Annotated in this window: 23 protein-coding genes; 5 read left to right on the top strand and 18 right to left on the bottom strand. The window is 60.9% G+C overall.

What is annotated here, in order from left to right; all coding sequences use genetic code 11:
- Window positions 1-745 precede the first annotated feature (745 nt).
- The 6 genes from KUF55_RS08700 to KUF55_RS08675 form a co-directional block, all read right to left on the bottom strand.
- On the bottom strand, window positions 746-1,531 hold the full coding sequence (locus KUF55_RS08700) for a GntR family transcriptional regulator (protein WP_218818592.1): 786 nt from the start codon (window positions 1,529-1,531) through the stop codon (window positions 746-748).
- 162 nt (window positions 1,532-1,693) lie between these two features.
- A complete protein-coding gene (locus KUF55_RS08695) occupies window positions 1,694-2,095 on the bottom strand; it encodes a cytochrome c oxidase subunit 4 (protein WP_218818591.1) in 402 nt (133 codons plus the stop codon).
- A gap of 2 nt (window positions 2,096-2,097) precedes the next feature.
- On the bottom strand, window positions 2,098-3,816 hold the full coding sequence (ctaD, locus tag KUF55_RS08690) for a cytochrome c oxidase subunit I (RefSeq protein ID WP_132363789.1): 1,719 nt from the start codon (window positions 3,814-3,816) through the stop codon (window positions 2,098-2,100).
- A gap of 6 nt (window positions 3,817-3,822) precedes the next feature.
- Entirely contained in the window at window positions 3,823-4,698 is an 876-nt protein-coding gene (coxB, locus tag KUF55_RS08685; RefSeq protein ID WP_132363787.1) for a cytochrome c oxidase subunit II, read from the bottom strand.
- A 205-nt stretch (window positions 4,699-4,903) separates the two neighbouring features.
- Window positions 4,904-5,278: an iron-sulfur cluster assembly accessory protein gene (locus KUF55_RS08680; RefSeq protein ID WP_132363784.1), complete on the bottom strand. Its 375-nt coding sequence runs from the start codon at window positions 5,276-5,278 to the stop codon at window positions 4,904-4,906.
- 108 nt (window positions 5,279-5,386) lie between these two features.
- Window positions 5,387-6,796, bottom strand: a complete 1,410-nt coding sequence (locus KUF55_RS08675) for a dipeptidase (protein ID WP_218818590.1) — start codon at window positions 6,794-6,796, stop codon at window positions 5,387-5,389.
- A 70-nt stretch (window positions 6,797-6,866) separates the two neighbouring features.
- On the opposite strand from KUF55_RS08675, the gene KUF55_RS08670 reads away from it, so the two are divergent.
- Window positions 6,867-7,448 (top strand): DUF3043 domain-containing protein, encoded by a 582-nt coding sequence (locus tag KUF55_RS08670; RefSeq protein ID WP_132363780.1) that lies wholly within the window; start codon window positions 6,867-6,869, stop codon window positions 7,446-7,448.
- Window positions 7,449-7,615: 167 nt separating this feature from the next.
- On the opposite strand, the gene KUF55_RS08665 is transcribed toward KUF55_RS08670, so the two are convergent.
- A complete protein-coding gene (locus KUF55_RS08665; RefSeq protein ID WP_218818589.1) occupies window positions 7,616-8,707 on the bottom strand; it encodes a quinone-dependent dihydroorotate dehydrogenase in 1,092 nt (363 codons plus the stop codon).
- A gap of 60 nt (window positions 8,708-8,767) precedes the next feature.
- On the opposite strand from KUF55_RS08665, the gene KUF55_RS08660 reads away from it, so the two are divergent.
- Complete coding sequence (locus KUF55_RS08660; protein WP_218818588.1) at window positions 8,768-9,994, top strand: alpha/beta hydrolase; 1,227 nt, start codon at window positions 8,768-8,770, stop codon at window positions 9,992-9,994.
- Window positions 9,995-10,039: 45 nt separating this feature from the next.
- Here the strand turns inward: KUF55_RS08660 and KUF55_RS08655 are convergent, their stop codons facing one another.
- The 7 genes from KUF55_RS08655 to KUF55_RS08625 form a co-directional block, all read right to left on the bottom strand.
- A complete protein-coding gene (locus KUF55_RS08655; RefSeq protein ID WP_132364003.1) occupies window positions 10,040-10,795 on the bottom strand; it encodes an isoprenyl transferase in 756 nt (251 codons plus the stop codon).
- Between the two features lie 68 nt (window positions 10,796-10,863).
- On the bottom strand, window positions 10,864-11,616 hold the full coding sequence (gene recO, locus KUF55_RS08650) for a DNA repair protein RecO (protein WP_218818587.1): 753 nt from the start codon (window positions 11,614-11,616) through the stop codon (window positions 10,864-10,866).
- 101 nt (window positions 11,617-11,717) lie between these two features.
- Window positions 11,718-13,457: a 2-isopropylmalate synthase gene (gene leuA / locus KUF55_RS08645; RefSeq protein ID WP_132363772.1), complete on the bottom strand. Its 1,740-nt coding sequence runs from the start codon at window positions 13,455-13,457 to the stop codon at window positions 11,718-11,720.
- 291 nt (window positions 13,458-13,748) lie between these two features.
- Entirely contained in the window at window positions 13,749-14,720 is a 972-nt protein-coding gene (gene era, locus KUF55_RS08640) for a GTPase Era (RefSeq protein WP_370630970.1), read from the bottom strand.
- The gene (locus tag KUF55_RS08635; protein ID WP_218818586.1) at window positions 14,717-16,027 is read right to left on the bottom strand and encodes a hemolysin family protein; all 1,311 of its coding nucleotides are present in this window, start codon (window positions 16,025-16,027) and stop codon (window positions 14,717-14,719) included. The genes era and KUF55_RS08635 overlap by 4 nt, the downstream gene beginning before the upstream one ends.
- Window positions 16,027-16,500 (bottom strand): rRNA maturation RNase YbeY, encoded by a 474-nt coding sequence (ybeY, locus tag KUF55_RS08630; RefSeq protein WP_218818585.1) that lies wholly within the window; start codon window positions 16,498-16,500, stop codon window positions 16,027-16,029. Before ybeY ends, KUF55_RS08635 begins: the two co-directional genes overlap by 1 nt.
- Entirely contained in the window at window positions 16,497-17,537 is a 1,041-nt protein-coding gene (locus KUF55_RS08625) for a PhoH family protein (RefSeq protein WP_218818732.1), read from the bottom strand. The genes ybeY and KUF55_RS08625 overlap by 4 nt, the downstream gene beginning before the upstream one ends.
- Window positions 17,538-18,030: 493 nt before the next feature.
- On the opposite strand from KUF55_RS08625, the gene KUF55_RS08620 reads away from it, so the two are divergent.
- Window positions 18,031-18,957 (top strand): GerMN domain-containing protein, encoded by a 927-nt coding sequence (locus tag KUF55_RS08620; protein ID WP_218818584.1) that lies wholly within the window; start codon window positions 18,031-18,033, stop codon window positions 18,955-18,957.
- Window positions 18,958-19,029: 72 nt separating this feature from the next.
- Here KUF55_RS08620 and KUF55_RS08615 read toward each other — a convergent pair whose 3' ends face one another.
- The 3 genes from KUF55_RS08615 to hrcA are packed head-to-tail and all read right to left on the bottom strand — an operon-like array spanning window position 19,030 to window position 22,035.
- A complete protein-coding gene (locus KUF55_RS08615; protein ID WP_218818583.1) occupies window positions 19,030-19,833 on the bottom strand; it encodes a 16S rRNA (uracil(1498)-N(3))-methyltransferase in 804 nt (267 codons plus the stop codon).
- Entirely contained in the window at window positions 19,830-20,972 is a 1,143-nt protein-coding gene (gene dnaJ, locus KUF55_RS08610; protein WP_132363760.1) for a molecular chaperone DnaJ, read from the bottom strand. Before dnaJ ends, KUF55_RS08615 begins: the two co-directional genes overlap by 4 nt.
- A 49-nt stretch (window positions 20,973-21,021) precedes the next feature.
- Window positions 21,022-22,035, bottom strand: a complete 1,014-nt coding sequence (hrcA, locus tag KUF55_RS08605; protein WP_132363757.1) for a heat-inducible transcriptional repressor HrcA — start codon at window positions 22,033-22,035, stop codon at window positions 21,022-21,024.
- 261 nt (window positions 22,036-22,296) lie between these two features.
- Here hrcA and KUF55_RS08600 point away from each other — a divergent pair, with 261 nt between their 5' ends.
- Entirely contained in the window at window positions 22,297-23,151 is an 855-nt protein-coding gene (locus KUF55_RS08600; RefSeq protein ID WP_218818582.1) for a DUF3097 family protein, read from the top strand.
- 269 nt (window positions 23,152-23,420) lie between these two features.
- Entirely contained in the window at window positions 23,421-23,759 is a 339-nt protein-coding gene (locus KUF55_RS08595) for a DUF4870 domain-containing protein (RefSeq protein WP_370630969.1), read from the top strand.
- Window positions 23,760-23,865: 106 nt separating this feature from the next.
- Here the strand turns inward: KUF55_RS08595 and hemW are convergent, their stop codons facing one another.
- A complete protein-coding gene (gene hemW / locus KUF55_RS08590; protein ID WP_132363753.1) occupies window positions 23,866-25,095 on the bottom strand; it encodes a radical SAM family heme chaperone HemW in 1,230 nt (409 codons plus the stop codon).
- Window position 25,096 lies beyond the last annotated feature (1 nt).

Below are 25,096 nucleotides of genomic sequence, written 5' to 3'. Positions count from 1 at the left end.
CGTCCGCCAGAGGATGTTCGACGCGGCCGTTCACTCCCCGCAGATGTGACGGGCCCATGGGATATACCCACGGCGTCGAGCCATCGGCCTTGCGTGGTAACTGCCGTTGCCACCCAGCGATGGCCCCGCGGACCGACGCCGGTGGCAAGCTTGGCTCCGCTCTGGAGATGGCACGGACGACGCTCTATGGCATGGACCGGCCACGTCGTAGCGCGTGGTGATCTCCGAAAGGGTCCGAAGCGCCCGTGGATGGCCGTTCACGAGGTTACAGACCCCAGAGCGGACATGGACTCCAAATGCTCGCCTTGCAGACGGACGAAGGCATCCTGGTGATGGACCTCGTATATGAGAGCATTCGACGGAGCTCTATTTTGTGTCGCTCAACGTATCCATTGAAGACCGCACCCACGGTACGACGTCGTCGGCTTCGTGGCTTAGGCCGTGAAACCGAAGACTCGAGGAACCTCTGCTCCGAAACCAGCCATGATGACCTACCAAACAACGTAGAGGTTTCTTGGCCCGAATGGGGCTGCAGATAACCGGCGGCGTCATGGATGGGCCCAATCCTGCCCTCAGCCAGGCCGTTGGAAGCAATCGGGATGTCAGCTCGGAATCATACTGGGCAGATGGGCCAGCCATACCGGCATGGGGTGTGGCCCGTGGGCACCATGATGACGGAATCCAACGTGCCACACGAGATTCGAGACGGGCAACTAGTAACGTGCCGGGCACCCGCCGCAGGTTGTTAGCGCATGGTGGTGTATCGCGGGCTGCGGCTGCCCTGACGCTGCAACGGAACAAATAGCTTGTATCGATCCGAGCGGTAAAGCGAGACCGAATAATCAACCAGTCCCTCCCCAACAAACGCGTAGCGCGTGATCCGCAGCAACGGGAAGCCGACGTCTACCTGCAGCAGGCTCGCGTGTTCGGCACTGGCCGCGGTGCTTTCAATCTGATCCTCTCCCCATTCCAGAACCAGCCCATAGCGTTCATGCAAGGACTGATAAAGAGAAATGGGTGGGGTGTCGTTGAGGAAGCCGGGCACCAATTCGCTGGGCAGGAAGTTCTCATCCAAACTCATGGGTTTGCCATCGGCCAACAAAAGGCGGCTAAAGCGGATGACCATGGTGCCTTCGTCGATCTCCATATGCCGCGAGAGGCTACTGGAGGCCGGTACCTCGTCAAAGCGCAAGACGTGCGCATCTGGCACCATACCGCGCCTGACCATCTCCTCACTGTAGGAGTTCAGCCGGATCTGGAGGTCAACTTTGGGGTGCGAAACGAAGGTCCCCACGCCCACGACGCGTGTGAGTACGGTTTCCTCCACCAACGAATCGATGGCCTGACGCAGTGTCTTGCGGGCAACGTTGAATCCTTCGGCAAGTTCGCGTTCCGGCGGCAGGCGGTACCCGGGTTGGCACACCGTCTTGGCATGGGTTCGCAAGATCTCGCGAATCTGTCGGTATTTGCTCACCGACGAATTCTCGTCGATCAGCCCGTTGACCTTGGGTCGTGGCGCGTAGGGTTTCATCGATACTCCATCGTTGGGGTGAGCGTCTTCCGACACCCCTTATGTTTCCATTCTCTCGCATTGTTGGCCCGGGCCGTTAAACGTCAAGAGCGGTGCTTCACTCCCCTTTAGGGGAAGAAGCACCGCTCTTGATGGGATCAGTATTTCAGCACAACGCCCGTACTAGTGGGCGTGGTTACCGCGACTAAATTCGTAGACCCAGCCGACCAACGCAATGATGGTGAAGCCGACTCCGACGAACATTACCCAGAAGCCCAGGGCCAAACCGGCAAAGCCGATAGCGGCGCCCGTACCGAGGATCAGCGGCCACCAGCTCCACGGAGCGAAGACTCCGATGGATCCGGCGTTCTCGTGGATTTCCCCATCAAGACGGTCCTCGGGACGAGGACCAACGCGCTTCGCGGTGAACAGCAGGTACCAACCGATGAGGATGCACATGCCCGAGAGGAGGAAGAGGGCGAGGAAACCGACCGGCTCCTTCCAATCAACCATGTATCCGTAAACGATTCCGACCGGCGTGAAGAAGAAGATTCCGCCGAGGAAGAGCCAAGACTCTACTTTCATCTCTACTTATCCTTCTGGTCAGCCGGGCCGAAGATCTTGGCAACTGCGGTTTCCGGAGTCGAGCGTGCGCTCAGTTCCGGGTGGTGCAGGTCAAGAGCCGGACGCTCGGAACGAATACGCGGGATCGAGTGGAAGTTGTGGCGCGGCGGCGGGCAAGAAGTTGCCCACTCCAGCGATGCACCAAAGCCCCAAGGATCATCCACGTGGATCTTCTTACCGTGGCGGTGTGTGGTCCAAACGTTCCAGAAGAACGGGATCATTGACATACCCAGGATGAAGGCGAAGATGGTGGAGAACTGGTTCATGGTGGTGAACCCGTCTTCCGGCATGTAGTCGGCGTAACGACGCGGCATGCCCAGAACACCCAACCAGTGCTGGATCAGGAACGTGCCGTGGAAGCCGACGAACAGCAACCAGAAGTGGATCTTGCCCAAGCGCTCGTTGAGCATCTTGCCGGTCCACTTCGGCCACCAGAAGTAGAATCCGGCGAACATAGCGAATACCACGGTACCGAAGACCACGTAGTGGAAGTGAGCAACCACGAAGTAGGTGTCCGAGACGTGGAAGTCCAGCGGCGGGGCCGCCAGGATAATACCGGTGAGACCACCGAAGAGGAAGGTCACCATGAAACCGATGCTCCAGAGCATCGGGGTTTCGAAGGTGATCGAGCCTCGCCACATGGTGCCGATCCAGTTGAAGAACTTCACACCCGTGGGTACGGCGATCAACATCGTCATGAAGCCGAAGAACGGAAGCATGACCGAGCCGGTGACGTACATGTGGTGGGCCCATACCGATACGGACAGTGCCGCGATCGAGATGGTGGCGAAGATCAGACCCTTGTAGCCGAAGATCGGCTTGCGGGAGAAGACCGGGAAGATCTCAGAGACGATGCCGAAGAACGGCAAGGCAATGATGTAAACCTCGGGGTGGCCGAAGAACCAGAACAGGTGCTGCCACAAGACTGGGCCGCCCGATTCGGGATCAAAGACGTGGGCCCCGAAACGCCTGTCGGCACCAAGTGCGAACAGAGCTGCTGCCAATGGCGGGAAGGCCATCAGGATCAGGATGCCGGTGATCAACGTGTTCCAGGTGAAGATCGACATGCGCCACATGGTCATACCCGGTGCGCGCAAGCAGATGATCGTGGTGATGAAGTTGACCGCACCAAGGATGGTACCGAAGCCCGAGAGAGCCAGACCGAAGACCCAGAGGTCTCCACCGACGCCGGGGCTAAAGGTGGTGTTCGACAGCGGCGCGTAAGCGAACCAACCGAAGGAAGCCGCACCCTGTGGGGTGAGGTAACCGGAGACGGCGATGGTCGAGCCGAAGGCGAAGAACCAGAAGGCCAGTGCGTTCAAACGCGGGAAGGCCACATCCGGTGCACCGATTTGCAGCGGCATCATGACGTTGGCGAAGCCCGCGAACAACGGGGTTGCGAACATCAACAACATGATGGTGCCGTGCATGGTGAACAGCTGGTTGTACTGTTCCTTGGTCTGCAAGATCTGCATACCGGGCTCAAAGAGCTCGGCGCGGATCACCAGTGCCATGACGCCACCGATGCAGAAGAAGATGAACGACATGATCAGGTACATGTACCCGATGGTCTTGTGGTCGGTGGAGGTGATCCAGTTGACGAAGATCCGTCCCTTGGATACCGGCACCACGCGAGGCGCGAGGCTAGTGGCCTCGTCCGTTGCGTATTCGTAAGTAGTCACGACGGATTACTCTCCTTCCGTGTGGGCGGCTTTGGTCTGGTTGACCGTGCCCGGCTGGCGATCGTACTCGGCGCCGATGTGACCCTCAGGCAAGGTTGCCATGTGAGCGACGAATTCGGCTTCCGGTACTACCTTCACGTTGAAGAGCATCTCGGAGTGGTACTCACCACAGAGCTCTGCACACTTGCCGTCGAATGTTCCTTCGACCTGCGGGGTGAGATAAATGTAGTTGGTCTTGCCCGGGATCATGTCAAGCTTCTGCAAGAATGCAGGAACCCAGAACGAGTGAATAACGTCGCGGCTATTCAGCTCAAGCGTCACAGTCTTTCCAACCGGCAGGTACAGGACGGGGAGAGTTTCCTCAACGCCTTCCTTGCCGGTGAGGTGAGCCTGAGTCGTTGCCTCGTAATTTTCCTGACCCTTGTAGCTGTAGTTGTAGTCCCATGCCCACTGCTTGGCACGGACGTCAACAACAAGCTCGGAATCCACGACGGTATTGATCGACTTCTCGGCACCGTCTGCAAACGTGAAGAACGTCAGGACGAGTACCAGAGGCACGGCCGTGTAGAAGATTTCAAGCGGCAAGTTGTAGCTGAGCTGGCGCGGGTAGCCAGTGTCATTCTTGCGGCGGCGGTAGGCAATGATGCACCAAAGCATCAGGCCCCACGTCAGGATACCGATCAGAAGTACGGTAATCCACGTGTTAACCCAGAGATCCTGGATCATACCGGTGTGGTTGGTGGTGTCACGTTCGACGTTCGGGAGCCAACCTCGCTGGACTTGCTCCGAACATCCCGTCAACAACAACGCGCCAGCGCCGGCGATAGCCAAGACTTTGGCTACACCTTTACCGCGGCTGCTGGTTCGGTCTTGCGAACTCACAGACGGCCCTTCCTCTTTGTTGGTGCTGAATGAGTCTTCGACGCCCAGCGGCCGGACTCAAGTGAATCAACGCTGATGAGGTCGAAGAAAACCATAGTTTTACTACTTACCGTAGAGCTTACCCTCTCGGGTGCTCGAATGCCGACCAAAACACCGCCCAGGTACGAAGATGACTCAACGTATGGGCGGTGCAATTGGTTCCGGCTTAGTGGAAGGAATCTCCACAGGCGCAAGACCCACCGGCGGAAGGGTTATCGATGGTGAAGCCCTGCTTTGAGATGGTGTCCTCAAAGTCGATTGATGCGCCATCCAGGTAAGGAACGCTCATCTTATCGACTACGACCTCAACACCGTCGTAATCCTTAACGGCGTCGCCCTCAAGCAGGCGCTCGTCAAAGTAAAGCTGGTAAATCAGGCCAGAGCAGCCGCCCGGCTGGACAGCGACACGCAAACGAAGATCGGTGCGTCCCTCTTGCTCAAGCAATGAGCGGACCTTTCCCGCTGCAACATCCGTGAGCTGGACCTGGTGGGTCGAAAGCTCGGTCGGGTCTGCGGTGGTCTCATTTGCTGCAGTTGTCATGTGTAATCCTCCATATACTGCTCACTTGGGCGACGCCTCAAGCGCTGCCCCTCATCTTCAATGGTACGACGAGCAAACAAATGCTGTCGCGGTTGTGTCCCGTGTTCGTTATAGGCCGTAATTGTTCAAACGGGCCATCAGCAGGGACTCGGCCAAAATGGCATGACGGAAGTCACCTAGGTGCAGCGACTCATTAGCCGAATGTGCTCGAGAGTCCGGATCCTCCACGCCCGTGACCAGAATCTGTGCCTCCGGGAAAACCTCTAACAGATCGGAGATAAACGGGATCGATCCACCAATACCGGTTTCCACGGCCGGGACTCCCCAGGCCTCGCCCAGGGCCCACAGGCTGGCCTGCGCCGCCGGCGCACTGGTATCGGTCGAGAAGGACTGACCGTTCTCATCGGACACGAAGCTCACCTCGGCTCCACCCAAATTCTGGGACATGATGTGCGCGCGTACCGCCTCCGTGGCGGCCTGCGGATCCTGTCCCGGCGCCATGCGAAGGCTCAGCTTAAAGCGGGTTGATGGAATCAACGTATTAGAGGACACCGCCACCGAGGGGATGTCCATGCCGATGATCGACAGGGCCGGCTTGTTCCATAGGCGATCCGCCAGGTTTCCGGTACCGGCCAGCGTCACCGAGTCCAATACCGAGGAATCCTTGCGAAATTCCGCTTCCGGGTAATCGACGGTGGCCAGCTCGTTTGAAACCAATCCCTTGATGGCTACGTTGCCCGCTTCATCATGGAAGGTGGCAATCAGTCGGGCGGCAACCGTTGGTGCATCGAGTAGTGGTCCACCGAACATGCCGGAGTGAACGGCATGATCCAGCACGCGAATCTCAACCTCTCCCCCAACCATTCCGCGCAACGAGGTAGTCAGTGCCGGTACACCGACCTTCCAGTTGCTGGAGTCGGCCACGACGATGACGTCGGCGGCCAGTCGGTCGCGGTGGGTCTCAAGGAATTGGCGGAAACTCGGCGAGCCAGCCTCTTCCTCCCCCTCAAGGAAGAAAGTGACGCCGAGGCCGAAGTTCTCAACGCTGTCCAGCACCGCGCGCAGGGCGGCAATGTGCACCATGATTCCGGCCTTATCATCTGCGGCACCTCGGCCATAGAGTCGACCGTCAATTTCGGTGGCGACAAAGGGGGACGTGTTCCACAGAGCTTCATCGCCCGGAGGCTGAACATCATGGTGCGCGTACAACAGAATCGTGGGCTTGCCCGCTTGGGCCGGACGATTAGCCACGATGGCAGGTCCGCCCATGGCGCCGCTCGCCGTGGGGACGCGGAGAATCTCAACATTTTCCATGCCGGCTTCGCGCACCAACGCCGCGACGGCCTCGGCACTCCGGTCCAGCTGGGCCGCATCAAAAGATTCCCACGCGATACCCGGAATTGCCACGAGTGTGCTCAGTTCGGAAACGATACGGTCAAAAGCTGTATCAACGTGGGCGGCCAATGCGTCGCGGTCAACGCCAAAGTTCGCCGTGTTGTCGGTGTTCTTGGTAGTCATAGAGAAAAGCCTACAACTGTACGGGCGGGGCAATGCCTGCCCCACCGCCCCCGCACGCTAGACTGGTGCGGTGTTTGGACGCAAGAAAGATCAGGCAGCTTCCGTAGAAGCGCCCACAGAAGAGACCATCAAGCCCGTCGGCAAGAATGCCCCGACCCCTAAACGAAGTGTGCAGCAGGCGCAAAATCAGCGCCCCCTGGTGCCCACCGACCGCAAGCTTGCGCGCGCGGCCGAACGCGAACAGCGACTCGAAGCGCAAAACCGCATGCGCTTGGCCAATGAAACTGGCGATGAGCGATTCATGGCCATCCGCGATCGGGGCCCGCAGAAGCGTTTCGCTCGCGATTTCGTGGATCGCCGATTCATGGTTGGTGAATACCTGATGTTCGCCGTATTCGCCTTCCTCATCGTTTCACTGAGCCTTTCCAAATTCCCGCAGGTAACGGTGTACATCACCTTTGCTCTGTGGATCTTGGTTGTCCTGGTGGCCCTCGAGGCCTTCATCGCATCCCGCGGCCTGAAGAAGGGCCTCATCGCCCGCTTTGGCTCCGTAGAGCGCGGCGTCATTTGGTACGGCGTCATGCGCGGCATGCAGTTCCGCAAGCTGCGCCTGCCCAAGCCGCAGGTCCGCCGCGGAGACGATCCCCGCTAAAACACGCACTAGCGTTCAATAATCCACACCAGGCGTGTGGCCCCGCACCGGATTAATCCGGTGCGGGGCCACACGCCTTTTCGCTTTACCGGCCCCGGCCGTTCGCCGCGAAAACAGCTGGGCCTCCGACGCAACAAGCGTCGGAGGCCCAGCTGGCTACAGAATTCTTACTTAGCGCTCAATCGTTCGCCGCGGGAAACGGCCTCGGCCAGCTCCTTATTGATGCTGCGCACCCAGGCCGGTCCCTCGTAGAGGAACGCGGTGTATCCCTGCACCAGGTCGGCTCCGGCGGCCAGACGCTCAATGACGTCTGCACCGCTGCTAATGCCGCCGACTGAGATGATGGCCATGTCCGCCGGCACCTTTTCACGCAGTACCTTCAGTACTTCCAGCGAACGAGCCTTCAGGGGGGCACCGCTAAGTCCACCGGCACCAATTTCGGCCACCTTGAACGCATCGGTGACCAGAGGTTCGCGAGCGATGGTGGTATTGGTGGCAATGATGCCATCAAGCTTCAGTTCGGTGGCCAGTGCGGCGACGTCGGCAATGTCAGCATCGGTCAGATCCGGCGCGATCTTCACCAGCAGCGGCACGTGACGTCCGGCCACCCGGTCAGCCTCAACACCTACGGCTCCCAACAGTGGGCGCAACGTCTCAACACCCTGCAACAGGCGAAGCCCGGGTGTGTTCGGGGATGACACGTTCACCACCAGATAATCAGCGTGAGCGGCAAGCTCACGGGTGGAGATCAGGTAGTCGGCAATCGCGTCATCCAACTCCACCACCTTGGTCTTGCCAATATTCACCCCAATGATCGGACGGTGGGCGCCAAATCGATTTCTCAAACGCATCCGAGCGTCACGAATGCGCGGGGCCACGGCGTGGGCACCGGCATTGTTGAAACCCATGCGATTGATGACGGCCTTATCCTCAACCAGCCGGAAGAGCCGCGGCTGCTCGTTGCCCGGCTGTGCGGCTCCGGTGATGGTGCCAACCTCCACATGGCCAAAACCCAGATCGGCTAGGGCCATGATGCCCGCACCTTCCTTGTCGAATCCGGCTGCGAGCCCAAAGGGCGAGGGAAAATCGATGCCCATCACGGTGCGGCTCAGGGATGGCTTGGGAGCACACAACTTGCGGTAGACACCCGAAACCCCAAACTTTTCGGCCAGCCGCAAGGCGTTAAAGGATAAATGGTGGGCTTTCTCCGGGTCCATGCCCTGGAAAACGACTCGGAAAATCGTGGGGTATATGCGCATGACTCCTAGTCTTCCCGCAACCTCGGCCCCAAACAACTTCAAGTTCGTTATGCTCAACACATGTCGCAACCAACGCCCCGAGATACAGGTTCAATCCGTGCTCCGGACGAAGATCCAAGCGCCAAGTGGCCGCACTACACCAGCACCACTGCGCAGGGCCGGTGGGAAGAAGACATTCTGGGCGTTGGTTACAGTTACACCACACTCCCGATGGGCCATGATGACGAGGGCGAACTCTGCGCCACCCTGGTGCGTTATCTACCACCGGAATCGGCACCGGAGAATTTCCAGCCCGCTACGACCTCGCGGTTTACACGTCTCGTTGAACGATTCTGGCCGCTGGCCGCCGCACAACGCACCACCCGCACTCCCCCATCCAACTCCCAGCAGCCGACGGCAGACGACCACCGGGGTTTTGTTCTGGCCGTGCATGGGTGGAGTGACTACTTCTACAACACCGAAATGGCCGCTCACTGGGCGGCCCGGGGGTTCTCGTTTTACGCGCTGGACCTGCGCCGGTACGGGCGGAGCCTGCGAGCCCACCATCTGAATCCCGGGTTCACCTCCTCATTGGATGAGTATGACGCTGACTTGGACGCCGCACTGGCGATGATCCGCTCCCTAGAAGGAAATGACGCACCCGGGGTCTGCGTGGCCCATTCCACCGGCGGACTGATAGCAAGCCTGTGGGTCAACCGGAACCCCGAGGCCTTCGACGCATTGATCCTCAATAGTCCGTGGCTGGAGATGCAGGGCAGCTATTTGGTCCGCTATGCCGCCCAAGGGGTCGTGGAACCGATCGCCCGGCGGCGTCCGCGCGCCAAACTGCATCTGCCGGAACTTGATAATTACTGGCGCTCACTCTCGAGGCTGGCACACGGATACTGGGATCTTCATCCGCTCTGGCGCCCGCAGATCGCCTTCCCGGTCACGGCCGGCTGGATCACCGCGGTGATGGCCGGACACCGGGAGGTCGCCAGAGGACTGGACATTCGCATCCCGATCCTGGTGTTAACCTCCAAAACGACACATCTGGGCACGAGCTTCGATGAGGCGATGCTGCATAGCGATAGTGTTTTGGAGGTAAATGTGGTGCGTGAGCGAACACTGAAGCTGGGGCGCGAGGTCACCAACGCCGTCATTAATGGCAGCATGCACGATGTGTTTTCCTCCCTGCCCCAGCCGCGGGCAGCGGCCTACGCCGCCATGGACAGGTGGAGTTCGGGATACGTGCGAGGACTGTTGGCCCGGGACAACGCCCGGGCCAAAGGACATGCCCAGCGCTAACCCACGACAGGTCACTAGCCACCCGGTACGCCCAGCGAGTGCTTCTTAGGGCGCGGTCGTCGATGCCGCGTTCGCGGGCTTGTCTACCGCTCCCCCATAACGACGGTCGCGGCTGGCATATTCACGCACCGCTTCCCAAAGCGTGGTGCGGTCAACGTCCGGCCAGAGTTCGTTAATAAACACCATTTCCGCGTAGGCGGATTGCCACAGCAGGAAGTTCGAGGTTCGTTGCTCACCACTGGTGCGCAGGAAAAGATCAACGTCCGGCATTTCGGGTTCATCTAGGTGCTTCGCGACGGTCTTTTCGGTAATTTGTGAGGGCTTCAGCGTCCCGGCAGCCACCTGTTCGGCGATGGCCTTCACTGCGTCGGCAATTTCGGCACGCCCGCCGTAGTTCACGCACATGGTCAGCTGGCAGGTTTGGTTACCGGCGGTGAGCTGCTCGGCTTCCTTGAGCTCATTGACCACCGTGCGCCAGAGACGTGGTTCGCGACCCGCCCAGCGGATGCGCACACCCCATTGATTCAGGGTGTCGCGCTGACGACGCAGCACATCCCGGGAGAAACCCATCAAGAAACGTACCTCTTCGGGGCTGCGCTTCCAGTTTTCGGTGGAGAACGCGTAGACCGAGACATATTTGATGCCCATCTGTACCGCACCGGCCATCACGTCCAACAGTGCCGCCTCACCGGCGCGATGACCCTCGGTGCGGGCAAGACCGCGCGCATTGGCCCAGCGCCCGTTACCGTCCATCACGATCGCGACGTGTTGCGGTAGCAACTCGCGTGGGATATTTGGCATCGCTGCATCATCGGCGCGCAGCGCGGGGACAAACGGTCCTGGTTTTCCGGTGATCTTTTTGTCTTTACTCAACTTCGCTCCACGAGTTTAAGGGATTTGACGGCGCGTTCCAGGTGCCATTGCAGGTAGTTACCCACCACCGTGGCACTCTGCGCTCGAGTGGTGGCATCCGCCGCGTCAATTACGCTCCACTGCCCGTCCAAGAGGGCGGCAAGCAGCGTGACGGTTGCGGCGGACGGGGAGATGGATCCGGCGGGGCGGCAGTCATGGCAGACCACCCCGCCGAGCGGAATATTGATGGCCTGATGCGGGCCCACCGCGCCGCAGCGCACACAGTGGCTGAAACTCGGTGCCCAGCCGGCCGTGGCGAGTGCGCGGAGCAGATAGGAATCAAGCACCGTGCCCGGCTCATGACCGCCGCGCGCCAACGTGGCCAGGGCCCCGTGCAGCAGGCGGTATTGCGGGGCGATCGATTCGGCATCGGCGTCGGTGAGTCGTTCGGCGGTTTCCAGCATCGCGGCACCGGCCGTGTAGGCGGCATAGTCGGCCACCAGTGCCTGCCCGTAGGGATGGCGCAATTGGGCCTGAAGGATGGTGTGCAGCGAACGGCCAGCAACAATCTGGGTGTCAACCTCCATGAAGGGTTCAAGAGTGGCACCCAACTTGGAGCTGGTGCGTCGCACACCCTTGGCCACGGCACGAATCAACCCGAGTTCGGGGCTCAAGAGCGTGATGATTCGATCCGCCTCACCCAACTTATGGGTGCGCAGAATGATGCCGCGAGTGCGGTAGCTTTTTGCTGCAAAACTTGATCGTGCCACGTGTTCTATGATCCCAGAGAAATGCGTGAGCGGGTGCACCGGCGCCAATGATTGGCAGGTGCACCCGCTCACGCGGTTCAGCCGTGAGCGGCTGTCTTGGTTTAGGCCTGGTCGCGGATGGCGCGGTTGACGGCGGAAATGACGGCCTTCAGCGAGGACATGGTGGTGTTGGTATCAACACCGACACCCCAGAGCACGCGTTCTCCGACGGCGCATTCAACATACGCTGCGGCCGCCGCGTTGCCACCCTCGGACAGGGCGTGCTCGGTGAAGTCCAGCACCCGCACGTCCACGCCCTCATTGGACAGGATGTTCACCAGGGCGTTGATCGGGCCGTTGCCGGCGGCGGAGCGGCGGTGCGGGACGCCGTCGATCAGCAGCGTGGCGCTCAGCGCGAAGCTGCCGTCCTCGGCGGTCTCGGCAGTAGCGGAACCGAGCTTAAAGCGGCCCCACTCCTGCGCGTCCGAGCCCTCGGTGACCGGCAGGTACTCGTCCTGGAACACCGACCAGATGGCGGCCGAAGAAATTTCTCCGCCCTCCCCGTCGGTCTTGCGCTGGATTACCCCGGAGAATTCGATCTGCGCGCGGCGCGGCAGATCCAGTGAGTGCTCGCTCTTGAGCAGGTACGCGACGCCACCCTTGCCGGACTGCGAGTTCACGCGGATCACTGCCTCGTAGGAGCGGCCGATGTCCTTCGGGTCGATCGGCAGGTAGGGCACGCCCCAGGTGATCTCGTCCACGGTCTTGCCAGCGGCTGCTGCCTCGGCCTCCATGGCCTCGAAACCCTTCTTGATGGCGTCCTGATGGGAGCCGGAGAAGGCGGTGAAGACGAGGTCTCCACCGTAGGGGGAACGCTCGGCAACCGGAAGCTGGTTGCAGTACTCGACGGTGCGGCGGATCTCGTCCATGTCGGAGAAGTCCAGCATCGGGTCGATGCCTTGGCCGAAGAGGTTCATGCCCAGGGTCACCAGGTCGACGTTGCCGGTGCGCTCACCGTTGCCAAAGAGGCAGCCCTCGATGCGGTCGGCGCCGGCCAGGTAGCCGAGCTCGGCGGCGGCGACGCCGGTGCCGCGGTCATTGTGTGGGTGCAGGGAGAGCACGATCGAGTCGCGGTTCACCAGGTTGCGGTGCATCCATTCGATGGAGTCCGCATAAACGTTGGGGGTGGACATTTCCACGGTCGCCGGCAAGTTCAAGATCATCTTGTTTTCCGGGGACGCCTCGAGTACCTCGGCGACGGCGTCGGAGATGCGCTGGGCAAATTCGAGCTCGGTTCCGGTGAAGGATTCCGGGGAGTATTCGTAGGTGATCTTGGTGCCAACCAGCTGCTCTTCGTACTTCTTGCACAGGCGGGCACCGGTCAACGCAATGTCAACGATGCCGTCCTCGTCCTGGTTGAACACCACGCGGCGCTGCAGCACCGAGGTGGAGTTGTAGAGGTGCACGATGGCTTGCTTGGCGCCCTCGAGTGCCTCGTAGGTGCGCTCGATGAGGTGTTCGCGGGACTGGGTAAGGACCTGAATGGTCACGTCGTCCGGGATGCCGCGCTCGATGAGTTGGCGGACAAAGTCGAAGTCGGTCTGCGAGGCCGAGGGGAAGCCGACCTCGATCTCTTTGAAGCCCATCTTCACCAAGAGGTCAAACATCTTGTGCTTGCGTTCGGGGCTCATCGGGTCAATCAAGGCCTGGTTGCCGTCGCGCAGATCCACCGCGCACCAACGCGGGGCGGTGGTGATGTATTTGTCCGGCCAGGTCCGATCGGGAAGCGAGACGTTGATCTGGTCCTGGAACGGGACGTACTTGTGGACGGGCATTCCAGATGACTTTTGCATGTTTTGCATTTCAGTGGGCCTTTTCTAAGGTGGTGAGAAAGTGGGCCGGGACGATGTTTGACTCCGCAGCGAGGGGTCGGCCGAAGGACGCTTTAGAGTCCTGTGTGGGTCTCGCCGCGGCGGCTTAGTAGAAGTAGTCCGAAATGCATTTGTTCACCGTATCACCGGATATGTGACTCACCGGGCATCGAACATCGATTGTTGCAATGGACTGTCACAAAGTTCGGGAAGTAGCTTAAAACTCGAAGGCCGTGGTGGCACGTGCATGCCACCACGGCCCGAGCTGAGTACTAGAGACGCTTAGAAGCCGAGCTTGCCCAGCTGCTTAGGATCGCGCTGCCATTCCTTGGCGATCTTCACGTGCAGGTCAAGATAGACACGGGTACCCAAGAGGGCCTCGATGGCCTTGCGTGAACGCGTTCCAACATCGCGCAGCCGGGCCCCGCCCTTGCCGATAACAATGGCCTTCTGGCTCGAGCGCTCCACGTAGAGGTTCACCCGTACATCAAGCAGCGGGCTATCCTCGGGGCGTCCCTCACGGGGAATCATTTCCTCCACGACCACGGCCAGCGAGTGCGGAAGTTCATCGCGTACACCCTCGAGTGCTGCCTCACGAATCAGCTCCGAGACCATCTTGGCCTCCGGCTCGTCGGTGAGTTCACCATCGGGGTACAGCGGCGGGGACAGCGGCATCTGCTTCACCAGCACATCGGCTACCTCGGATACCTGGTAGTCACCGGTGGCCGAAACCGGCACCACCGCTGCCCAACCATCCTCGCCCAGGGTGTCGATGCCCAGCTGGGTCACGGCCATGAGCTGAGCCATCAAGGCGGCGCGATCAACGGTATCGGCCTTGGTCACGATCGCGACGATGGGCTTCTTTTGCAGCTGCGCCAGCTGGGTGGCAATGAACCTGTCACCCGGGCCGATCTTCTCGTTAGCCGGCAGGCAGAAACCGATGGCGTCAACCTCGGACAGCGTGTCGGCTACGAGGTCGTTGAGACGCTGACCCAACAGTGTGCGCGGGCGGTGCAGACCCGGGGTGTCCACGAGGATCAGCTGGGAATCCGCGCGGTGCACGATGCCGCGGATGGTGTGGCGGGTGGTCTGCGGCTTGGAGGAGGTGATGGCCACCTTCTGCCCGACCAGTGCGTTGGTCAGCGTTGATTTGCCCGCGTTCGGGCGGCCCACGAAGGAGGTGAATCCGGCGCGGAAGTCATCTGGCCAACCTCCGGTGGGCAGCATCTGTGGCTTCTTGATGTTCCGGCTCATGATAACTCCTTGTGATGCCCTGCATCTTTGGCGGCGGTAGTTTCGCCGGTCTGGGGTTGCGTATCTGACTTACGCACCAGGATCTTGCCGATCCGGTTGCGCCGTCCACTCAGCGAGAGGACTTTCATTTCTAATCCTGCATAACTGGCGTGCGAGCCGAGCACCGGGACCGATTCCAGTGCCTTGCCCAAAAGTCCACCGAGGGAATCGACCTCATCTTCATCAATTTCGATGTCAAAGAGTTCACCGACCTCATCGATGGAGGCGTGGGCACGCACCACGTAACTGCCGTCCCCCACCTCCTCGATGTCGATGACCTGGCGGTCGTATTCGTCGTCGATTTCACCCACGATTTCCTCGATCAGGTCCTCAAGGGTGACCAGCCCGGCGGTACCGCCGTATTCGTCGATGACGATGGCCATATGGGTGGATTCACCCTGCAGCTCCGGGAGTAATTCGGCCACGGACTTTGACTCCGGCACGTAGCGTGCCGGACGCGAGAGATCTTCAACCAGATCCGTGGACTGCGGGTTCAGATGCAGCTTGTAGGCCACATCCTTGAGGTAGAGGATGCCAAAAATATCATCTGCGTCCTCCCCGATCACCGGAATACGTGAACAGCCCGAGGCCAGGAACAAATCCATGGCGGTACGCAGGCCCTGGCCCTTGTCGATGGTTTTCATCTCGGTCCGAGGCACCATGACCGAGCGGACGTAGGTGTCTTCCAGGTCAAAGACGGAGTTAATGATCTCCGCCGCGTCGTCCTCCAGCTCGTCGCCCTCGGTGGCTCGATCCACCAGATCGCGCAGGCGTTCCTTGGAGAGGAAGCCATCGTCTTCTGCGACCGAACGGGGGGACAGCGACTGGCCGATGCTCACCAGCCAGCTCGGAATCGGACCCAGGACCACGCGGAGGAAACGAACCAGTGGCGCGGTATAGCGGACCACGGTATCGGCGTGTCCGCGCCCGAAGCGGCGTGGGGAAACGCCGACCAGCACGAAGCTGACGGCCGCCATGGTGATGGTGGCCAGTAGGCCCGCCCACCAGATGTTGTCGAGTCGATCGTGGTAGAGGATGGCCACCGCGACCGCGGAGGCCGTCTCAAACCAGATCCGCCAGAACCGCACGGCATGGGTGTGATTTGGCGAGTCGGCAAGGATTTTGTCCAGAGCCGGGGTGCCGTAGTCGTTGCGTAGTGATTCGGCTTGTTGCCGGGAAAGATAAAGGTAGGCCGATTCGGCGGCCGTGAGCAGTGCTGCCACGATGATAAACACCAAGGCACAGAGCGCGAGAATGATCGCGGTCACTAGTCTGTCGTCTCCCGGGGTGCGGGGCGGCCAAGGAACGCTTCGAGCAGCTGACGCTGCAGGGCGAACATCACGTCCTTTTCCTCCGGCTCTTCGTGGTCAAAGCCCAAGAGGTGCAACATGCCGTGCGTGGTGAGCAGCAGGATTTCATCCTCCATGGAGTGACCTCCCGCGGCGGCCTGAGTGGTGGCAACCTGCGGGCAAATCACGATGTCCCCGAGCATTCCCGCGGCACTTGGTGCCCCGGAGGTGCCCGGACGCAGCTCGTCCATCGGGAAGCTCATCACATCGGTGGGGCCCTCGAGGTCCATCCACTCCACGTGCAGGGCGCTCATCGGCTCCTCATCCAGCAAGATAATGGAGACGTCGGTTTCCGGGTGCACAAACATGGCGGCGAGAATCGAACGACCCAGCGCGCTGATCCGATCCAGATCCGCCGCGATCGCGGATTCGTTGTTAACCTCTACGCTCATGGGGACTGCTCCTGGTTGGCGGGCGCGCTGCCCGTACGTTTGGTGTCGGTTAGGTGTTCTGGGTTTTTCGACGTTGCTGCCCGACGCCGCGAGCGGGCGGCGGAACGATTGAAGTTGGGATCCTGACGCACGGTCCAGCGCTCATAAGCGCCAACGATGGCGCCAACCAGCCGGTGGCGCACCACGTCCGTGGCATCAAGTTCGCAGAAGGCGATGTCATCAACACCCTCGAGGATCTCGGTGACCACCCGCAGCCCGGACTTGGTACCGCTGGGCAAGTCAACCTGGGTGATGTCCCCGGTGATCACGATCTTGGAGCCAAAGCCCAAGCGCGTGAGGAACATCTTCATTTGTTCGGGGGTGGTGTTCTGTGCCTCGTCCAAGATGATAAAGGCGTCATTCAGGGTGCGTCCACGCATGTAGGCCAGCGGGGCCACCTCGATGGTTCCGGCCGCCAAGAGCCGGGGCATCGAATCGGGTTCGATCATGTCATGCAGCGCGTCGTAGAGCGGGCGCAGGTAGGGATCAATCTTGTCCGTGAGGGTACCGGGGAGAAAACCGAGCTTCTCGCCGGCTTCAACGGCCGGGCGGGTCAGGATGATGCGGCTGACTTCCTTGGCCTGGAGTGCCGCCACGGCCTTGGCCATGGCGAGGTAGGTCTTGCCGGTACCCGCCGGGCCGATGCCGAAGATCACGGTGTTCTCGTCGATGGCCTCGACGTAGTTCTTTTGGTTCACGGTTTTCGGGCGAATTTCTTTGCCACGCCCCGAAAGAATCTTCATGCCCAGCACCGATTGCGGATTGGCCGCTGTGGCACTTTCGAGCATGCGGACCAGTTGCTCGATGGTTTGGGCGGAGACACGGGTGCCGTTGGCTGCCAGCGTACGAGCCTCAGAGATCACCCGCAGGGCCTTTTGCGCCTGGTCCGGATCGCCATTAAGCCGTAGATCGTTGCCACGAACGTGCAACCCAACTTGCGGATAGGCTCCGGAGATCACACGCAGTAACTCGTCGTGGGCGCCGAGTGTGGCGAGCATTTGATCTGAACTGTCGAATTGGATCAGCGTCTCGGTTTCCCGAGGTTGACCCACTTGGCTCACTTGTTGGTCCATACGACTGTTGCAGCCCTCCGCATTCCGTGTGGGCAAATGGCATCAGCGGTGTCTCCGCGGCCATGGTTCCCTGCACTTGCCCAATCCTATCGCGAATGCCAGCAGCAGATCCGGCGTTGGCCCCCGCTACTTTCTCCCAGCAGCGGACAAGGCTACCTGAGCATCATAAAAACCGTTCAGCGCAGGGTGTTCAGTGCTCATTCTTCGGCACCGTTTTAGCGTGAGGCAACAATTTGGCCACAACTTCGACCGCAACATATCAATCACACAACGGTCCTACCGGTTCCGGGCTTTTTGCACCCTACCGACCGTCAAGTTATGCCAAGCTGGAATGCACGCTCGCGCCGATCCCCACCGCGCGGCGCACTATTCCCGTCTCACCTAACCACCATTGCCTGAAGAGAGTGTTTACTCACCGATGTTCCGTTCCCGTCGCACCCCAACCCGCTATGCGGTCTTGGGACTCACCGTGGTGCTTGGCACACTCGCGGCCTGTGGCATTGCTATTCCGAACGAACAGCTCTCCATGCCGCAGGCGGCCACCAGCCTTCAGAGTTCCACTCCACTCTCCGGCGTCGAGATGGAATCACTGAACACCACCGACCACATCCCGGTGTACTGGCTCGGCGAGCAGGACACCACGGTTTCCCTCTACCGCGAATTTGTTACGGTTCCGGTGGCCGCGGACCCGGTGGCCGATGCCGTGTCCTACATGCTCTCCGAGAAGCCTTCGGATCCTAAATACTTCAGCGCCTGGCGCCCCAGTGCCACGGTCGGTGCGTCCATTAGTTCCAACAATGTCATCACCATCGATCTAGCGGCCAAGGCCTTCGCCGCATCCCTCGATCACGGCATGGCCGAGCGCTCGATCGCGCAGCTGGTCTTCACGGCTACCGCTGCTGCGTCAAATGCCGGGGTACTGACCGAGGGATTGGAACCGAGCGTAAGAATTCTCGTTGATGGGCAAAGTGATTACAACGCCTTCGGCCAGATCCCGCTGGACCACAACTTCGCCCGTGATGCCAAGCTTGCCGCGCCACTGTGGATCATCGATCCGCAATTTAATAGCAGCTTCGCCAGCGGCGAGGTCACCTTCCATGGAGTCAGCGCAACGTTTACCGGCGGTGAGTTTTGGGAAATCACCCGTCGTGACACCGATACATCAACGAGCTCGGCGGTAGCCACCGGCACCCTCAGCACCGGAAAAAAAGGTTTTGGACACAACGAATTTTCCTTCAGCTATGTTCTGGCCCCCGGCGACTACACCGTCACCGCCTGGGGAATGGATTCGGCCTCAAGTAAGCGCGTGGGTACCGAAACCAAGGACTTCACCGTCACCAAGTAGCCAGATACTAAAATGATCCCCGCCGGCACTCACCACATTGGTGAGAAGCCGCGGGGATCATTTTTTGTATGTCTAGAGCTGTCCGAGCAGGTGCCGGGTTAAGACCAGGGCGGCGGGGCCAGCGGTTGACGCGCGCAAGACATGTTGTCCCAGGAGGGCTACCTGGGCACCGGCGGCCATGAACTTCTCCAACTCGGCATCCGAGATACCGCCCTCGGGACCAACGACCAGTTGGATTTCACCTCGGGTTGTCCCCTCGGCATCACGCAGTGCCGGATTGGCATCCAACCACTGATCGATCACCTGAGCCAGTGGCGCGGTGCCGCGTTCATGCAGGATGAGCACCAGTGTTGGGGTGGCCGAACCGGTCCGTTCCTCGATGTCCTTGGCCAGGGCACCGGTGGTGAGCATCGGCAATACCGCGGGCAGGAAGGTGCGCCGCGATTGTTTAAGGGCCGAGAGCACGGTGCTTTCCCATTTGCCGATCGCCTTGGATGCCTTGGCCTCGTTCCAGCGCACAATTGCGCGGTCAGATTGCCAGGGGCGAACTGCACTAATACCCAGCTCCACGGCCGACTCCACGGCCTGCAGATCCCTGTCCCCCTTGGCCAGCGCCTGGATCAGCGTGATGCCCACGGCCGGAGCCGCTTCAACATCCAGGGCGCGAACCACGGCGGTGAGTGATGATTTTTGGGTCGCCACGACCTCCACCACGGCTCGCACTCCCGTGCCATCGACCAGATCAATGAGCTCCCCGGCGTGTACGCGCTTGACCGTGACGGCATGGTGGCCCTCGGGACCATCCAGGCTCAGCTCGGTATCCACGCGCGCATCGGCAAGGTCACCGACGGGCAGGAAAAAGCACTGGTTGCTCATGAGCCCAGGTTGCCCAGCTTCCCGCGCAGGCGCGAGAACATTCCACCGTTGGAGTCCAAACGGCCCTCGGCAAATTCTTCGCCGCGGAGTTTGGCCAGCTGCTCCAGTAGATCGCGCTGTGCGGCATCAACCTTGGTGGGGGTCTCAACCTGCAGGTGCACGATGATATCTCCGCGCTTGCCACCGCGCAGGCGCGGGACACCGAGACCCGGAAGCCGGACCGTGTCTCCCGACTGAGCACCGGCTTCAACCTCGATGACCTGGATGTCGTCAAAGGTTTCCAGATCCAGATCCGCGCCGAGCGCTGCTGCGGTCATCGGAACGTTCATGCGGGCGTGCAGGTCAACACCGTCACGTTCGAAGACCTTGTGCCGGCGTACCTCAATCTCCACGTACAGATCGCCGTTGGGGCCGCCGCCGGGACCTGCCTCACCCTGGTTGGTCAGGTGGATCCGGGTTCCGCTGGCAACGCCGGCAGGTACCTTCAGCTGCTTGGAGATGCGCTCACGCACACGTCCCTGTCCGTTGCACTCGTTGCAGGGATCCGGGATGGTGGTGCCGAAGCCGCGGCAGGATGCGCAGGTCTCCACCGTCATCATCTGGCCCAGGAACGAACGCACCGGGCGCTGGATCTGACCGGCGCCGTGGCAAATGTCGCAGGTGACCGGGGAGGTACCCGGGCGGCAGCAGCTGCCTTCACAGACGGAGCAGGTCACTGCCGTTTCCATGTCCAGCGGGTAAACGGTGCCGGCAACGGCATCGGCCAGGTCAATGGTCGCGGTAATCAAGGCATCGCGGCCACGCTGGGTGCGTGAGGCTGGGCCTTGGGCACCGCCGCCACCGCCGCCGAAGAACTGCTCGAAGATGTCGCCGAAACCGCCGCCACCGCCGAATCCGCCACCGCCGCCGAAGCCGGTCTGGCCGGTGCCATTTTCGTTGCCGGTGGAATCGTAGTTGGCACGCTTGTCGGCATCGGACAGCACCTCGTAGGCGCGGGTGACCAGCTTAAACTTCTCCGACGCATCCTCTCCCGGGTTCACATCCGGGTGGAGTTTGCGGGCCAGCTTGCGGTAGGCCTTCTTGATTTCTTCGCTGGTAGCGTCCTTGCTGACGCCCAATACTTCGTAATGGCTGCTCACAGTGCTCGCTGTGTCCTTTCGTACGTCAAAAACTGATTCCCGACAGGCATTAACCGGCCAAGATTCTTGAGAGATAGCGGGAGACGGCGCGCACGGCGGCCATCGAGGTGGGGTAATTCATGCGGGTCGGGCCGAGCACACCAATCATGGCTTGCTCTCCCGGACCGTAGCCGGTGGCAACCACCGAGGCCTCGGTCAGTGCACCGTATTGGTTCTCGGTGCCAATGCCCACGGCAATACCGTGAGCGTCCTGCTCGAGTTCGGAAAAGAGGCGCAGTAGCACCACCTGTTCTTCGAGAGCTTCGAGCACCGGGGTAATACTCAGGGGGAAATCCATATTGGACCGGGACAAGTTGGCCGTCCCGGCGGTGAGGATGCGGTCTACCGAGGAATTTCGCGCCAGGGAACCGAGCACCTCGGTAATGATCCGCACCGCAACGACCAGGCGCGGTTCCACGAGGTCGATCGCGCCCTGACCCAGTCGGGCCACCTCGGCGATCGGCTTCGAGGCCAGCACCGTAAGCAGTATCGAGCGCAGACGCGCCAGATCATCCTCGCCCACCGTACGGGGCAGCAGGATCACACGTTGTTCCACCTTGCCGCTGGAGGCGATCAGGACCACCAACGTCTGACCCGCGCCGAGCCCTACCAGTTCGATGTGGCGGACCGTGGCGTTGGAATAATGCGGAACCTGGATCAGCGCGACCTGCCGCGTGATGCTGGCCAGTAGTCGCACCGTGTTCTCCAGGACATCGTTCACATCGTGGGAGCCCTCGAGGAGTGCGGCGATGGCACGGCGTTCGGGTCCGGACAGCGGCTTAACGTCACCGATCTGGTCCACGAAGTGCCGGTATCCCTTTTCGGTGGGGATGCGGCCCGAGGAGGTGTGCGGGGCGACAATGAGCCCCTCTTCCTCGAGTGAGGCCATGTCGTTGCGGATGGTGGCGGCCGAAACACCGAGATCGTGGCGCTCCAAAAGAGCACGCGAACCAACTGGTTCGCGCGACTGCACGTAGTCTTCAACGATAGCTCGAAGGACCTCGAGCCGGCGCGGTTCGGTCATTCCCACCTTCTCCTGACACAGCGGTTCACAGCGGTCGGGCGGTGCCACGGCCCGCGGGACCGGAGTTAGCACTCGACATGTTCAAGTGCCAAGTCTAATACGATCTTACGTACTTGTTAGCATGGTCTGGTCCCGTAGCTTGATGCGTACTTCGACACACTGCCGCCCCACGTGGGCGCGGAGTCCCGGCCAAAGCCGGCGGTACGCGACCAAGCGCCAAGGACGAAGACCCAACATCAGCTGATAGCCGAAAGTGACACGATGAACTATCAAGGGTGGGGCGCCCAGGACATCAGCGCCCCCAAAAAACGTGTTTTGCGTCAGGTCCCGTTGGCCCGTGGACTCCTGCTGGAGGACGTGGAAAGTGGCTGGGTGGGTGAAGTGGTGCGCACCGAAAAATCTGGTGGCATGCGCGTACTGGTGCTCGAGGATCGTCACGGACGTACCCGATCCTTCCGCGCCGGATTTGGCTTCCTGCTGGAGGGCGAGCCGGTGGAAATCATCGAGCCCGCCGCGGCTCCCCCGGCACCTCAGGGCACCGCGCGCAGCGCGTCGGGCTCACGCATGGTCACGGATCTGAAGGCCCGCACCGCTCGGGCCAGCCGCATTTGGGTCGAGGGCAAACACGACGCCCAATTGGTGGAGAAGGTCTGGGGGCACGACTTGCGTGTTGAAGGCATCGTCGTTGAACCGTTGCACGGTGTTGATGATCTCGCTTCCGCCATCCGCGCCTTCAATCCATCGCCACGGCGCAAACTCGGCATTCTCGTTGACCACCTGGTTTCCGGGACCAAGGAAGCAAAAATCGCTGCCGAGGCCATGCGGGTACCCGGAGCAGCCGGCAACGTGCTGATCGTCGGTCACCCCTATGTTGATGTCTGGCAAGCCATCAGGCCCTCGGTACTGAAAATCCAGGCGTGGCCGGTAGTTCCGCGCGGCACCGACTGGAAGACTGGCATCCTCAAGGGTCTGGGCTGGCCGCACGCCGAACAGATTGACGTGGCCCAGGGCTGGGAACGCATCCTTGGCCAGGTGCGCTCCTATGCCGATCTTGAACCATCACTCTTGGGCCGGGTGGAAGAGGTCATCGACTTCCTCACCGCCGAGGGGCACTAGGCGCATAGCCATGAGCTTGATCACCACCGGGGGACGAAGGAGCGGATCCGCGCCCAGTGTTGGTGACAAAATGATCACAATGCGCCCGCCGCACCGAAAATGCCATCCCGTGGGCATTTCGTGTTACTTCGGGGCATTGCTTTGAGGATAAACTGGCCTTCGATTCAATCATCCCTACGAAGAGGACTGCAGCAGTGGTAAACGAGGCACGAAAAGCACCCGGTGATCAAAGTCAGCCGGATCGATTCGAAGGCTCTTCTGCCGCACCCATGCCGCTGACGCCAACCGAGGACAGGCAGTGGGCCACGATCGCCCACTTCGGTGCGATTCTCGGATGCATCCCCGCGCTGATCATCTACTCGGTATTCCGCTCACGCGGCCCCTTCACCGCGCAGGAGTCCAAGGAAGCGTTGAATTTCACCTTCCCGTTGACCATTCTGGCGATCGTGCTTCAGTTGCTCTCGCTCATCCCGGTCATCGGCTGGGTCTTCGCGGTCCTGGTGGTTATCGACTGGCTTTTCCTCACCGTCAGTGGAGTGCGTGCCGGCATCAACGCGAACAAGTCACGGCCGTACCGCTACGGACTGAATCTGCGCCTCTTCCACTAGGAAGAACACACACCAAAAAACGGTGTGGAGCTCCCCACCGCCGCGAGGCGATGGGGAAGTTCCACACCGTTTTTTATTGCCGTTTTGCGGCTAGCCGATCCGGTAGCTAAAAGTCCAGCAACCGCCGCAATACCGCATCGGCCAGTAGCCGTCCCTGCAGCGTCAGCACAACCTTCTTAGCGAAGGCGGCCTCCGGCACCACCAAACCGTCGGCGATCAGCCCAGCGATGGCCGTGCGTCCGGCCGGCTGAAGATCGGCGGTGTTCATACCATCAACAATGCGCGTGAGCAGCATGGCCTTCTCCAGATAGCGAGCGTCCGCGTCCGGGGTTTCGCGGCCTGCCGCCGGCGAGGTCCCCGCATCGATGCGCTGCTGGTAGGCCGCCGGGTGCTTAACGTTCCACCAGCGCAGCCCGCCCACATGGGAGTGGGCTCCGGGACCCGCACCCCACCAGTCACCACCCCGCCAATAGGCGAGGTTATGCAGGCAGCGGTTTTCCTCGGTCTTGGACCAGTTGCTGACCTCGTACCATTGGAATCCGGCGGCAGCAAAGAGCTCGTCGGCAATCAGGTATTTATCGGCGTGATCATCATCGTCAATGTCTGCCACCTCACCGCGGCGGATCTGCCCGAAGAGCCGGGTGCCCTCCTCGATGATCAGTGCATAGGCAGAGATATGGTCCGGGTCGTAGGAGAGCGCCGTCTGTACGCTGGTGCGCCAGTCCTCGATCGACTCCCCCGGAGTTCCGTAGATCAGATCAACGCTGACCGCCAGGCCCGCTTCCTTAGCCCAGGCAACCGCCTGACCCACTCGATCGGGATTGTGCGTCCGGTCAAGGGTGGCCAAGACGTGCGGAACCGCTGACTGCATGCCAATGGACACGCGGGTGAAGCCGCCGTCGGCCAAAGCCTGCAGGGATTCGCGGGTCACGGAGTCGGGGTTAGCCTCGGTGGTGACTTCGGCGTCGGGCGCCAGATCCCATTGGGTACGAATTTCGGCCAGCACCCGGACCAGATCTGCTGCGGGCAGTAGGGTCGGAGTGCCCCCACCGAAGAAGACGGTGGAGACCTCGCGCCGAGGAACCCCTGAGGCCTCTAGCACCGTGGCGCCAAAGGCAATTTCCGCGGAAACCGCCTCGGCATAGGTCTCCTGGCTGGATCCGGAACCCAGCTCATGGGCCGTGTAGGTGTTGAAGTCACAGTAGCCGCAGCGCACGGCGCAGAAGGGAATATGGACGTATACCGAGAAGGTACGCTCCGCGGCGCCGGTGATACAACTTGCCGGAAGCAAGCCGTCAGCCGGCGCCGGGTCCCCGAGTGGTAAAGCAGAGGGCATA

It is taken from the genome of Paeniglutamicibacter sp. Y32M11, assembly GCF_019285735.1.
Taxonomy (GTDB): domain Bacteria; phylum Actinomycetota; class Actinomycetes; order Actinomycetales; family Micrococcaceae; genus Paeniglutamicibacter.
The sequence above is the reverse complement of the archived record's forward strand: the minus strand, read 5'-3'. Positions and strand labels throughout refer to the sequence as shown.